Raw genomic sequence first — 13623 nt, 5'->3', positions numbered from 1 at the left:
TATACTTTATTTTTTGATGAATTTAAAAGATTGGATTTTATCATTTGTAATGATTTGTAAAATGTAGTTTCCGGAAATGATATTTCTCACGTCAATATTTTCTTTCAGGGTATTTTGATCAAAAATTCTTCCGCTTGTATCGATGATTTTATAGGTTTTGTTTGAAACATTCTCGTTTTTAATGTAAATAAAATCTGTAGCCGGATTTGGATAAATCGTGAGTTGGTTTTTTGCATTAGTTTCAGATGTGCTCAAAATACTACATGATCCAAGAGTGTCTCCCTGAAAAATCCACCCTTTCGCTAAAAGATTATTTCGATCAGTTATGATGTCTGAAGCATAAGTTGAAGGACTTACATTTCCTAAATAAATATTGTTCGGAGTCGTACTGTTTAATGACCATCCTCTTATTGTTCTACTGTAATTCATGCAATCTAACCCTGTATTATTAAGCATAAACATTGCGGTGGAAAGTAATGGTAAATTCCAGTTTCCAAGATTTTGGTTGAAACTTGTAGCATTTTCAAACATAAATTCGGCATTCACTAAATTATTAGTATTCCAATTTTGTATATTTTGATTGAATAAAGAAGTGTTTTTGAACATGTAAGACATTTTGGTAACTTGTGAAGTGTCCCAGTTTGCTAAGGGTAGGTTGAAATTTGTTCCATAAAACATAAACTCCATGTTTTTGTTTTTAGACATATCCCAATTTCCGATAGGTTGATTAAAAGCAGTAGCATTAAGAAACATTGAAGCGGTATCTTCAACTTTCGAAGTATTCCAGTTTGAAAGCGGTTGATTAAATGATGTTGCACTTGAAAAAGTGGTTGACATTAGGCTTACGTTGGTAGTATCCCAGCTTCCGATTGGCTGATTGAAAAGAAAACACGCTACGAAAGTTCCGTTAAGACTTGTTACATTAGAAATGTCCCAATTAATAATACTTGAATTTGCTGCCAAATTATTACAAAAGGTAAACGTATTTTCAAGCGAAGTAACATTTGCTAAATTGGGGATATCCGTTGCAGTAATATCCATATTTCTGCACATTGAGAAAGCTTGTTTCATCGTAGACCAAGCTGTTGTACCCCATTGTTCAATAGTTAAAAGTTTATCAGTATCTCCTACAAGTCCAGTTCCGTTTGGAAATAAAGTTGAGTCTGCAAATCTGATGGCATGAAAGTTTCCGTTTCCATTGGTGATTTTTAACCTGTAAGTTGCTCCGTTGGAATTTTGCGGTTCATTAAAATCAAGTAAAATTTGATAGGCTGAAGTTACATTTGTTAATGTGGAGTTATGTTGCGGATAGCCAATTTCTTCCCAATAAATGGTGAAATTATTTCCTCTTAAAGGTAGCCAGATCTGTGTGTCGGATGATGGCGTTCCACTCACTACAGGAGAGGTTTGGGGGGTTGAGGGTTTCCATACCGTTATAAATTCTTCCTGGGCTTTGAAAAACTGACATAAAAAAATCAAAAGTATAGATACAGATATTTTCTTCAGCATATTTTTAATTTTTAAAGATTATTTTTTAATAAACTTAAATTTCTCAATATTTTTACTTGTTATAAGCTGTAAAATATAATTTCCAGTACTAAGATTTTGGATGTTAATAAAATCTTTAGCTAAAAAATCTTTCAATATAATTCTTCCGCTGAAATCTGTTATTATGTAACTTTTTACATCTTTTGCATTCTTTATATGAATAACATCTGATGCAGGATTAGGATAAATGTTTATCTGATTTGAAAAAGCTGTTTCATTAATTTTTAATGTGCAGCTTCCCAAAACGTCTCCGGAAAATGTCCAGCCTTTGCTGATTAGAAAATCTCTTTTAGAAGTAACATTGGCTGCATATTTCATAGGGTACAAATTAGAAACGGATATATTATTCGGAGTGTTGGGGTTTTCCGCCCATCCTTTAAGCGTTTTACTGTAGTTTTCACAACTAATTGCTGTTCCACCGAAAATTCCGCCTGCCAATTCCAGTGATGAAAGATTCCAATTCTCAAGAGATTGATTAAAAGACTCAGCTTGAGTGAACATAGACCCCATTTTTTTTACATTGCTTACATCCCACATATCCAAAGGCTGATTAAAGGCTTGAGTAGCAGAAAAAGTTGCAGCCATATTATTTACTTTAGAGGTATCCCAATGATCTAGCGGCTGATTAAAAGCTGATGTAGCCGAGAACATATTGTTTATATTTTCGAAATTAGATGTATTCCAATTGTTGAGAGGTTGATTATAGACGCCGCATGCAGTAAACATCCACGCCGCATTTTTAACATTAGCCACATTCCAGGAGTTGATATTTTGATTAAAAGCACCCCTTCCTGCGAACATGAAACTTAGGCTGGTTGCTGAAGAAACATCCCAATTATTAAGGTTAGGTGGATTGAAATTAATCAGATTAGGAGAATAAATCTGTCCAACATGCTGCAAAGCGAACATAAAACTGAAATTTTGAATGGTCGATGTATCCCAGTTTTGCATAGCATTACCTCCCGAAAAAGAATTAGCTCTGTAAAACATTAGTGAAGCATCAGTAACTTGGCTAAGATTTGGTGAATCAGTAGCCGTAATATCTACTCTCTGACAATTTGCAAATGCTGAATTCATAGAGATCCATTCAATATTTCCCCATTGTTCAATCGTAAGAAGTTTGTCTGCGCTGCCCTTTATCTCTAATATTGGTAAAAGTGCATCACCATTTCCAAGAATCTGATATTTTGCAAATTTTATCTGCTGAAAAACACCGTTTCCGTTCGAGACTTTCACGCGATAAGTAGTATTAGCGCCATCTTCTCTGGAAGGAGTGCCAAAGTCAATCAAAATCTGACCTGTTGAAGTTACATTCTCTATGATACCGGTATGTTGAGGAAAGCCAATTTCTTCCCACTTAATAGTATAATTTTGTCCTGTACCGGGAAACCAAATTTGATTAGAGGTGGCTTGAAATGGCGCATTTACACTTACAGCAGGTGTTGATACGATTCCTGGTTGCCAAACTGTAATGAACTCATTTTGAGCATTTGTTATTTGAAAAAAAATAACTGAAATAAAAAGTAAAAGCTGTTTTATCATATCAATATTTTGTGAAATAAAGATATACAAAAATAAAAAACTCACCAAATTTGGTGAGCTTAAGTTATTCTATTCCTGAGTCATATTGTCTCGGGTATTCTTCTGAACTGCGATGGCGCCGAACAAAGCAAGTAAAAAAGCAAAGCCATAAAAACCTTTCTCACTCGGTAAAATTGTAGCATTCCACAATCCGATTGCTAGTAAAACGATTGATGATAATGTCGCAAACCAGCAGATTCCGTAGTAGATATCGGTAACTTTAATGTTTTCTAATCGGTCACGTACAGCTTTTTGCAAAGAAACTACTGCGAAAAGTCCGTAAAGTAGAATAGTAAAATAATATCCCTTCTCATTTAGCTGCATTTCAGCTCTTGCAAGACCTACAATAAATCCTACCATTCCTGCGCCCAACGCAACCCATGAAGCTGCTACAAACGCATTTGATACACCTTGTTTTTTCATTAATTGATGTTTTTGTTTATTATTAAATCCAAATATATAATTTTTAAATTAATGTTAACAATTTTTTCTTTGTAGTTCTGAATTATCATTATCTAAAGTTGAAATTTCTTTTTCCATTAAATCTGAAACTAAATTTACAGCTTCTATTATATTCCAACTTCAAAACTTTTATTCGGTAAATAGTTAAATTTTACACTTTAACATAGTTTTTGCTGTAGGTTTTATGTTTTGTTAATAATTTGGCAAATATTTTGATATTGTTTCAAAGATTATTTCAAAACATATTGAAAACTGATAATCTATAATATATTAACAATTTTAATTTTTGTAGTGATGAAACACCTAGAACAAAATCAAGAATTTCGACTGAACGAAATCCTTTTCGAAAACCGTAACAAAGCTTATGGTGCTTATGTATTAAGAGCAGAATCTGACAGAATTTTAACCAAAGCATTTTTTATAGGTGTCGGTTTATTAGCTGCGGTTTCTATTATTCCAACCGTAGTTTCTGCATTTAAAACAGTAGAGAAGCCTAAAGAGATTTATGAGCTACCTCCTCCAATTATTATTGATGAGCCGGCTGTAAAACCACCTGAAAAAGTGACGATTCCTGAAAAAGCCACACCTCCTCCTCCAAGCGTAAAACAATTTGACTCACAGGTTGTAACTCCTACAAAGGATGCGGATGAAAGTAATATTGTAACTGAAATTCCAAAGGATGCAATCGCAGGAGTAAAGAATGATTTCGTATCACCATCTGCTCCAAGTATTAATGCTCCAACGACAATCATTTCAGGACCTGGAACAGTGGTTCCTCCGAGAATTGTTCCTGTAGTTCCAATAGATCCAAATGCTGTTGTTGGAGGAACTGAATTAAGTGAAGGTGCAAAATTCGAAGGCGGGATTGATGCTTTTAGAAATAAAGTAATGAATAAATTTGATGTTTCTGCTTTTGATAACCAAGAAGTTGTAAGTACAACGGTTACTTTTATTGTAGAAAGAGACGGGACAATTTCAGATATCAGAACCAACGGAAAAGATGCTTCATTTAATGCTGAAGCTGTAAGAACCATTAAAGCTGTAAAGGGAAAATGGGTTCCGGGTAAAAATAAAAAAGGAGAGTCTGTAAGAAGCTATTTCAAGTTTCCAATTTCAATGAAATTTGATAATTAAATATCTTAAACACAAATCTCAACAGTTATCCACAAAGATTTATTTTTGTGGATAATTTTTTTTATATCTAAAATGCTTGTTAACAATATTTTAACTCAATTTTCGTTTTAGTCATTCTCCAATAGCAGAGAAAAAAGTGTATTTTTGAAGCTTAAAGTTTGAGCAATGGCAAAAATTATAGGTATCGCTAATCAGAAAGGTGGAGTAGGAAAAACTACTACTGCTGTAAATTTAGCTGCAGCATTAGGTGTTTTAGAAAAGAAAATCCTAATCATTGATGCAGATCCACAGGCAAATGCAACATCGGGTTTGGGTGTGGAAGAAGTGCAGTATTCTACTTATAATCTTTTGGAACATAGCGTTGCCACAAGAAACTGTATTCAGAAAACAACAACTCCGAATTTAGATATCGTACCTTCTCATATCGATTTGGTTGCTGCCGAAATTGAATTGGTAGACAAAGAAAGACGTGAATATATGCTGAAAGAAGCATTGAAAGAAGTAAGAGACGATTACGACTATATTATTATCGATTGTGCACCGAGTTTAGGTTTAATTACAATTAATGCTTTAACGGCAGCAGATTCTGTAATTATCCCAATTCAGTGTGAGTATTTTGCATTAGAAGGTCTTGGTAAACTTTTAAATACAGTAAAAAACGTTCAGAAAATTCACAATAAAGATTTAGATATCGAAGGTTTGTTGTTAACAATGTACGACAGCCGTTTAAGACTTTCAAATCAGGTGGTGGAAGAAGTAAATTCTCATTTCCCGGAAATGGTTTTCGAAACGATTATCAGCAGAAATGTAAGATTAAGTGAAGCGCCAAGTTTCGGTGAAAGTATCTTAAATTATGATGCTGAAAGTAAAGGAGCTATTCAGTACATTCAGCTTGCAGAAGAGGTTTTATTGAAGAACGAAAATTTAGTTAAAAATTAAAATGATTTTTGTATTTAATAATTAATCAATTATCATTAATCAATAATCATTTACACAGAAATGAAGGACAGAAAAAGAGCAATGGGACGTGGTTTGGGAGCAATTCTAAGTGCAGAATCCAAAGCTACAGTCAACACAGCAACTGATGAAGGAGCAGATAAATTTGTTGGGAATATCATGGAGGTTTCCATGGAAGATATTTACCCGAATCCTACACAGCCAAGAACTTATTTTGACGAAAAAGCATTAAACGAATTAGCGCAGTCGATTACGAATTTGGGTGTAATTCAACCTATTACACTAAGAAAAGACGGCGAAAAGTTTGAAATTATTTCTGGGGAAAGACGTTTCAGGGCAAGTAAAATTGCTGGTTTGTCTTCAATTCCGGCATACATTCGTTTAGTAAATGATCAGGAGCTTCTTGAAATGGCTCTTGTGGAAAATATTCAGCGTGAAGATCTTGATGCCATCGAGATTGCATTAACGTATCACAGACTTTTAGAAGAAATCGGTCTTACTCAGGAAAATTTGAGCCAAAGAATCGGGAAAGACAGAAGTACAATTACCAACTCAATCAGATTGTTGAGGTTGAGTCCGGATATTCAAAACGCAATCAGAAGCGGGGAGATTTCTGCAGGACACGGTAGAGCAATCATCAGTCTTGAAAATGAAGAGCATCAGCAAATTTTATTTGACTTAATTATCAAAGAAAAACTGAATGTTCGTCAGTCTGAACAAGCTGCAAATGCTTTGAAAAATCCAAAATCTCCTGCTGCAAAAAGAGCAAAAGCTGAGCTTTCAAATAATTATAAAAGAGCACAGAAAACGATTGCAGATATTCTTGATGTAAAAGTTGAAATTAAAACAACTGGAACCGGCAAAAAAGGGAAAATTGTTTTAGATTTTAAAAATGAAGATGAGCTGGAATATATTTTATCTCATATTAAATAAATGAAAAACTTACTTTTCACTTTTTTCCTTTTATTATCGGGATTGGCTTTTTCACAAACTAACCCGAGAGATACTGTAAGACTTGAGCATTACGCTACAGACAGTATTCCTGCTGCAAAACCACAAGCTTCAGCGGAAGTGATAAAGGAAATTGAAAAAGCAAATGCTCCTGCAAAATTAAGGGTTAAAAAACTCAATCCTACAAAAGCAGGTTTATATTCTGCTGTTTTACCGGGTTTAGGACAGGTTTACAACAAGAAATATTGGAAAGTGCCAATTGTTTTAGGAGCAGTAGGAACCGGAGCAGGTATTGCTGTCTGGAATCAAAACCAATATGAAAAATACCGTGAATATTACATTGCAAAATTGAACGGCGCACCCAATGATTTTCTAAAACGAAATCCTACTTTGGATGCAACAGCTTTGGGAAATGCACAAGACAGAATGAAAAGACAGCGTGATTATGCAATTGCTATTACAGGTTTAATTTACATTTTAGGAATTGTAGATGCAGTTGTAGATGCACATTTATATGAAGGTCGTAAAGATCCAGACTTGACATTTGCTCCGGCTGTAATTTATGATGATTACAATGTAAGTCCACCAAAAACCGGATTGGCTTTAAGTTTTAAATTTTAAAATTATAATTAAGAGAAATAACTATTTATATATGAAATCCTTCTTGATTTGTAAACGTAAAAATCGATGAAAATTAAAGGATTCCATATTATAAATAAAAAATAAAATCTACATATGAAAATAGCATTAGTTGGATATGGGAGAATGGGGAAGATTATTGATGAAATTGCCTTAAAAAGAGGTCATGAAGTGGTTGCCCGTTTAAAAGAAACTCCGACTGCTGAAAATCTTAATAATCCTGATGTTGTTATCGAATTTTCTCTTCCTGAAGTAGCTTTTGATAATATTAAAGCATGTCTAGAAAATAAAATTCCTGTAATCAGCGGAACAACAGGCTGGCTTGAAAGAAAACCCGAAATTGAAAATATTGCAGTTCAGAATGAAACTGCATTTTTATATGGCTCAAACTTTAGTTTAGGCGTAAATTTATTTTTTGCTTTAAACGAAAAGTTAGCTGATTTAATGAAAAGTGTGAACGAATATTCTTGCCAGTTAGAAGAGATTCATCACATTCATAAGCTTGATGCACCAAGCGGAACCGCAATCTCTCTCGCTGAAGGAATTATTAAAAACAATGATAAATTCGATGCATGGAAGTTAGAAGAAACTCAGCAAAAACAGCTGGGTATTTTTGCTATTCGTGAAGATGAAGTTCCCGGAACGCATTCTGTTTATTACAGAAGTGAAGTCGACGAGATTGAGATAAAACACACTGCATACAACAGAAACGGCTTTGCTTTGGGAGCTGTAGTTGCGGCAGAATGGATTAAAGATAAAAAAGGGAACTTTACAATGAAAGACGTTTTAGGACTCTAGATTTGTAACAAAATCCCTACATTGCAAACTAATACGAGTGAATGATGAATTGTCAATAGTGAATCTATTATCATTTATCGCTCATCATTAATCATTTATAGTATAGATTAGGCACAAAAATTTATGAATTATTTTTTAACGTACACAGTTTATGTTCTCATTTTATCAGTATTGATGGGGATTTCCACTTGGAAGCTGTTCAAGAAATTGGGGTATAGTCCGTTATTCGCATTTATACCTTTCTACAATTATTTCATTATACTTAAAGAAACGAAACACCCGAAATGGTGGGCGCTTTTATCATATTTACCGATTGTAGGTCCTATTATGATGAGTGTTTTTCATTTGTATTTGGTGAAAAAATTCGGAAAAACGCTTTTCAAAGATCAGTTACTGACTGTGATTTTGCCGTTTATTTATATGGCGACAATCAATTATTCTAAAGATACTGAGATTGAAGACGAAAACGACTTGTATCTTACAGAAGAAGAAAAAAATGCGAAAAAGAAAGATACCTTTATGGGATCGATTACTTTTGCGGTAGTTTTTGCTACAATCATTCACGTTTTTGTAACACAGCCTTTCGGAATTCCTACCGGATCAATGGAAAGAACTTTATTGGTTGGAGATTTCCTTTTTGTAAACAAATGGAGCTACGGTTACAGATTACCAATGCGTCCTGTTGCAATTCCTTTTTTACAGGGAACTATTATGGATACAGGAAAACCTGGAAATCCTAAAGACGATCCTAAGTCTTATGTTGATGGAATAAAATTACCTTACGAAAGAATTTTCCAATTCAGCAAGCCTCAGAAAAACGAAATTGTTGTTTTCAATTATCCACAAGATTCTGTACACACTGCAATTGACAGAAAAGATCCTTATGTAAAGAGATTGGTTGCTGTTGCTGGTGACACTTTTGAGATGAGAAACGGAAGACTTTTCGTAAACGGAAAACCGGAAACAGTTTTAGGAGATCAGGAAGTTCAGCACAGATATATCGTAAATACTGGAAGTCAGCTTGATATTCCAAGTTTATATAATACTTTTGGATTTTTACCAGTACAAGAAATTCCCAATGGGAACGGATTTGTTTATGCTTTCCAGGGATTAACCGATAAAACGGCTGCAGAAATCAAAAAACTTCCTCAAGTGATTGATATGAAGGAAGATATTCAGCCTAAAGGAGAATCTGCAGTTTCTTACAGAGATGAAGCAAGAACAAAAATTGATACAACACAATCTATTTTCCCAATCAACAGCGGATGGAATCAAGATCAATATGGTCCGCTTAAAATTCCTAAAAAAGGAGATGTTGTTGCTCTTAATGAGAAAACTTTACCAGAATATCAGTGGATTATTTCTAAATATGAAAATAATAAATTAGAAAATAAAAACGGGAAAATTTTCGTTAACGGAAAAGAAGCAAATCAATATACCATTCAGCAGGATTATTATATGATGGTGGGAGACAACAGAGATGCTTCTCTGGATGCAAGATTCTTTGGTTTTGTTCCAGAAGAAAATATTGTCGGAAGACCAATGTTCACCTGGATGAGTTTACAAGGAGCGTTTAAGGACTCGGGTTCTTCTTATCAGGCTCCGTTCAAAATTCGTTGGGACAGAATGTTTAAAGCTACAAACACAGGAGAAGCGAACAAAACTTCTTATTGGTGGGTTGCAGCGATGATACTTGTTCTTTTCTTTGGCTGGGAATATTTTGTGAAATTATTCGGAAAGAAGAAAAAAGAAGACGAGATTTAATCAATAATAAAAAAATAAATAAAATGAAGTATTTGAAAAAGTACTTCATTTTTCTATAAAGGGCTATGCAAAATATATTATTACCGGTATTTTATTTACCACCTATTTCTTGGTTTTCAGAATTTTTGAATACTGAAAACGAAGTGATTTTCGAACAGTTTGAAAGCTTCCCTAAGCAAACCTTTAGAAATCGTACAAATATCTATGGAGCCAATGGTAAACTTTCATTAATTATTCCGATTGTTCATAATGGAAATCGTGAATTTAAAGATACCGAAATGTCTTATCGTGAAGACTGGCAAAAAATTCACTGGAAGTCTATTAAAACAGTATATCAAGGTTCACCATATTTTGAATACTATGAAGATAAATTGGAGAAAATTTTTGAAAAGAAAGAAAAATTTCTGCTGGATTTCAATTTGAAAAGTATAGAAATCGTTCAAAATGTTTTAAAAACAGAAAAGGCATACTCTTTGAATAAAGAATATTTTAAAAATCCGGAAGAGGTAAATTTCAGAGAGAAATTTTCACCAAAAAAGCCTTTAGAATACGAGATTGAAGAATATTATCAAACCTTCTCAGACAAGTTTGGTTTTTTGGAAGATTTATCCATAATTGATCTTATCTGTAACAAAGGCCCGGAATCTCTTACTTATATTAAAAATATTAAATGTAAATAATATTAACTCATCGTTGAAAAATAGTTTACGAACAGGTTGATAAAAAGCATTTATAAATAAATTATACATATGAAAAAGGTATTGTTAGCAGCAGTTTTTTTAGCAGGTTTTACTTATTCTTCAGCTCAAGAGACGCCAAAAACTGAATCGAAAGAAGATAAAGATTTAATGACTTGGTATCATAAAGATTTTGCTACTTCAAAAGTGTATGGTGTAAATACAGAAAATGCTTATAAATTTTTAAAATCTAAAGGTTTAAAACCTAAAACAGTAGTTGTAGGAGTTTTAGATAGCGGTGTTCAGGTTGATCATCCCGGATTAGTTAAAAATATGTGGTCAAATCCTAATGAAGTTCCAAACAACGGAAAAGATGATGATGGAAACGGATATATCGACGATGTTCATGGCTGGAATTTTATTGGTGGTAAAAATGGCGATATCGACATCGACAATATGGAAGTAACTCGAGTAGTCGCTAAATATAAACCTATTTTTGAAGGTTCTAATTCTACTCAAAACAAAGCCAATCAGGCGAAAATGAAGGAGGAATTTGAGATGTATATGAAGTCGAAAGAACTTTTTACAAAGAAAAGTGTTGATGCAAGACAAAGTTTCCAGCGTTATTCAATGATTAACGAATCGATTCCTGAGATGGTAAAGATTTTGGGAGGAAAACCTTTGACAACTGAAACAGTAAAGAATAAAAAACCTTCTACTCAGCAAGAAGCTGCAGCGCTTGAAATTTTATCAATTGTCATAAATAATCCTGAATATTCAGGAAAACCAGCGACTGAAGTAGAATTGAAGCTTAAAGAAGAAATGAAGGAAGCTTTAGATCATTTCGGTCCAATGGCGAAACAATATGATATTAATTATGATCCGAGAGCGGAAATTGTAGGTGATCATTATGATGATTATTCAGAAAAAATCTACGGAAATAATCATTATGAAGGTCCTGATGCAACTCACGGAACTCACGTTTCGGGAATTATTGCAGGATCTCCTCAAGGTGGCGAAATACAATATGGTGTTGCTTCAAAAGTGGCAAAAATCATGACGGTAAGAACGGTTCCAAACGGTGATGAAAGAGACAAAGACGTTGCAAACGCAATAAGATACGCAGTGGATAACGGAGCGAAAGTTTTAAATATGAGCTTCGGGAAACCTGTTTCTCCAGGGAAAAATGTAGTTTGGGATGCATTTAAATATGCCGAGGATAAAGGAGTTCTTTTGGTGAAAGCTGCAGGAAATGAAAATGAAGATGTTGCAGAGCATTTAGCTTATCCCACAAACTTTAAAAATATTACAGACGAAGCACCTTTTATAAATAACGTTATGGTTGTTGGGGCAAGTACCAACAAAAATGACGCATTAAGAGCTGATTTCTCAAATTACAACAAGAAAATGGTGAATGTTTTTGCTCCGGGTGATCAAATTTATTCTACCGTTACAAAAGGTAAATATGAATATCTTCAGGGAACTTCTATGGCATCACCAGTTGCAGCGGGAGCAGCGGCAGTTTTATTAGCTTATATGCCGAATCTTAAACCTGCTCAGATCATCGAATCATTAGTGAAAACAAGTAATTTGAGTTCTGCAAATGAATTTGGCGAAAAATCTCAGGCAGGAGGTGTAATTGATGTGAAAAAAGCGGCAGAATATGCGTATGCAAATTTCTATGACGGAAAATCAAATACAGTAAAAACAAAAACTGTAAAAAAATCAAGACCGGCTAAGAAATCTGTAAAGAAATAATAATCAGATAGATTGAAATCTTAATACAATAAAGCCTGAATTTTCAGGCTTTATTTTTTTTAAATAAATAGAATTTGGCATGGTTTTTTGTGGTATCTTTAATGTTAAAATAATAAAACTACAATATGAAAAAGCTACTACTTGCAGGTATAGTGGGAACCTCACTTTTTGCAGTGTCTTGTTCCACAGTTAAGAAAGCAAAAGATGCACAAGCTGTAAGATCAGAATTTCTGAAAATGAAAGGTGATTGGCAAATCGTAAGCATCAACTATGATAAGCAATACAAAATCAAACCTTTTGACGAAGGTGCGGATGCACAGTGTTTCATAGGAAGTCACTGGAGATTTATTCCAAATAATTATTCAGGATCTTATACATTAAATGGTGGCGGTTCTTGTCCAAAATTAATTCAGGCAATAAAAGTTGATATCAAAGGTGATACTTTCACTTTCAAAAAAATTGCAGACGGTACAAAAGCTAAACAAAATACAGCAGGTTATACTTTAACAGTAACCAACGAAACAACAGATCAGTTTTCTTTAGAACAAAATGTACCATTCGACGGAAGTTCAGTAAAAGTAGTTTACAACTTCGAAAGAACAGGAATGGACTATACTAGATAATTAACTATAAATATTTTAAGATGAAATTTAATAAAACATATATAAGTGCATTCTTTTTATCATCAGCTTTATTATTAACAAGCTGTGAAGCAGTGCAGAATTCAAATCACCAACAGAGAGGTACTGCGGTAGGAGTAGCTTCAGGAGCTGTAATTGGTGGTGTATTAGGAAACAATGTTGGAAAAGGTAAAAATGCTGCTTTAGGAGCTGTTTTAGGTGGAATTATCGGTGGTGTTGCAGGTAACGTGATCGGTAATAAAATGGATAAACAGGCTAAAGATATTAAAGAAACTTTACCAGGAGCAGAAGTTGAAAGAGTAGGTGACGGTATTAAAATTACAATGAATGAAAGTATTGTAACTTTCGCATTTGACTCATCAGATCTTACTGCTTTAGCAAAAACGAATCTTGATAAATTAACTCAGGTTTTGGTTAACAATCCAGATACAAACATTAATGTTTATGGGCATACAGACAGCAAAGGAGCAGATGATTATAACCAAAAGTTATCTGAAAGAAGAGCAAATTCTGTAAAATCTTACTTAGTTTCTAAAGGAATTGCTTCAAGCAGATTATTCGCTTTAGGAGAAGGAGAATCTATGCCGGTTGCAACAAATGATACAGACGCTGGTAGAGCTAAAAACAGAAGAGTAGAGTTTGCAATTACAGCAAATGAGAAAATGATTAATGATGCTCAACAGGGTCAATAATCATTTAACATATAAATATTA

The 13623-nt window shown here is 33.8% G+C and carries 13 protein-coding genes; 10 read left to right on the top strand and 3 right to left on the bottom strand.

The window, feature by feature from the left end; genetic code table 11:
• Window positions 1–6: 6 nt before the first annotated feature.
• The 3 genes from OF897_RS15925 to yiaA form a co-directional block, all read right to left on the bottom strand.
• A complete protein-coding gene (locus tag OF897_RS15925; RefSeq protein ID WP_267266663.1) occupies window positions 7–1509 on the bottom strand; it encodes a BspA family leucine-rich repeat surface protein in 1503 nt (500 codons plus the stop codon).
• Window positions 1510–1527: 18 nt separating this feature from the next.
• A complete protein-coding gene (locus OF897_RS15920) occupies window positions 1528–3090 on the bottom strand; it encodes a BspA family leucine-rich repeat surface protein (protein WP_267266662.1) in 1563 nt (520 codons plus the stop codon).
• 69 nt (window positions 3091–3159) lie between these two features.
• Entirely contained in the window at window positions 3160–3552 is a 393-nt protein-coding gene (gene yiaA, locus OF897_RS15915; protein ID WP_267266661.1) for an inner membrane protein YiaA, read from the bottom strand.
• Window positions 3553–3885: 333 nt separating this feature from the next.
• Between yiaA and OF897_RS15910 the strand changes: the two genes are divergently transcribed.
• From OF897_RS15910 to OF897_RS15865, 10 genes are all read left to right on the top strand, one after another.
• A complete protein-coding gene (locus tag OF897_RS15910) occupies window positions 3886–4725 on the top strand; it encodes an energy transducer TonB (protein ID WP_267266660.1) in 840 nt (279 codons plus the stop codon).
• A gap of 165 nt (window positions 4726–4890) precedes the next feature.
• Complete coding sequence (locus tag OF897_RS15905; protein ID WP_267266659.1) at window positions 4891–5664, top strand: ParA family protein; 774 nt, start codon at window positions 4891–4893, stop codon at window positions 5662–5664.
• A gap of 60 nt (window positions 5665–5724) precedes the next feature.
• Window positions 5725–6615: a ParB/RepB/Spo0J family partition protein gene (locus OF897_RS15900; RefSeq protein WP_267266658.1), complete on the top strand. Its 891-nt coding sequence runs from the start codon at window positions 5725–5727 to the stop codon at window positions 6613–6615.
• Entirely contained in the window at window positions 6616–7254 is a 639-nt protein-coding gene (locus tag OF897_RS15895; protein ID WP_267266657.1) for a DUF5683 domain-containing protein, read from the top strand.
• Between the two features lie 114 nt (window positions 7255–7368).
• Window positions 7369–8070 carry a 4-hydroxy-tetrahydrodipicolinate reductase gene (dapB, locus tag OF897_RS15890; RefSeq protein WP_267266656.1) on the top strand — a complete coding sequence of 234 codons (702 nt, stop codon included), beginning with the start codon at window positions 7369–7371 and terminating at the stop codon, window positions 8068–8070.
• Window positions 8071–8193: 123 nt separating this feature from the next.
• Window positions 8194–9834, top strand: coding sequence for a signal peptidase I (gene lepB / locus OF897_RS15885; protein ID WP_267266655.1), 1641 nt, complete (start codon window positions 8194–8196; stop codon window positions 9832–9834).
• Window positions 9835–9899: 65 nt separating this feature from the next.
• Window positions 9900–10514, top strand: coding sequence for a WbqC family protein (locus tag OF897_RS15880; RefSeq protein WP_267266654.1), 615 nt, complete (start codon window positions 9900–9902; stop codon window positions 10512–10514).
• Between the two features lie 69 nt (window positions 10515–10583).
• Window positions 10584–12269, top strand: a complete 1686-nt coding sequence (locus OF897_RS15875) for a S8 family serine peptidase (protein ID WP_267266653.1) — start codon at window positions 10584–10586, stop codon at window positions 12267–12269.
• 125 nt (window positions 12270–12394) lie between these two features.
• Window positions 12395–12892, top strand: a complete 498-nt coding sequence (locus OF897_RS15870) for a lipocalin family protein (RefSeq protein WP_267266652.1) — start codon at window positions 12395–12397, stop codon at window positions 12890–12892.
• Between the two features lie 20 nt (window positions 12893–12912).
• The gene (locus OF897_RS15865) at window positions 12913–13602 is read left to right on the top strand and encodes an OmpA family protein (RefSeq protein ID WP_267266651.1); all 690 of its coding nucleotides are present in this window, start codon (window positions 12913–12915) and stop codon (window positions 13600–13602) included.
• Window positions 13603–13623: the final 21 nt, after the last annotated feature.

The sequence above is a fragment of the Chryseobacterium formosum genome (genome assembly GCF_026460885.1).
In the GTDB taxonomy this organism is placed as follows: domain Bacteria; phylum Bacteroidota; class Bacteroidia; order Flavobacteriales; family Weeksellaceae; genus Chryseobacterium; species Chryseobacterium formosus.
The sequence above is the reverse complement of the archived record's forward strand: the minus strand, read 5'-3'. Positions and strand labels throughout refer to the sequence as shown.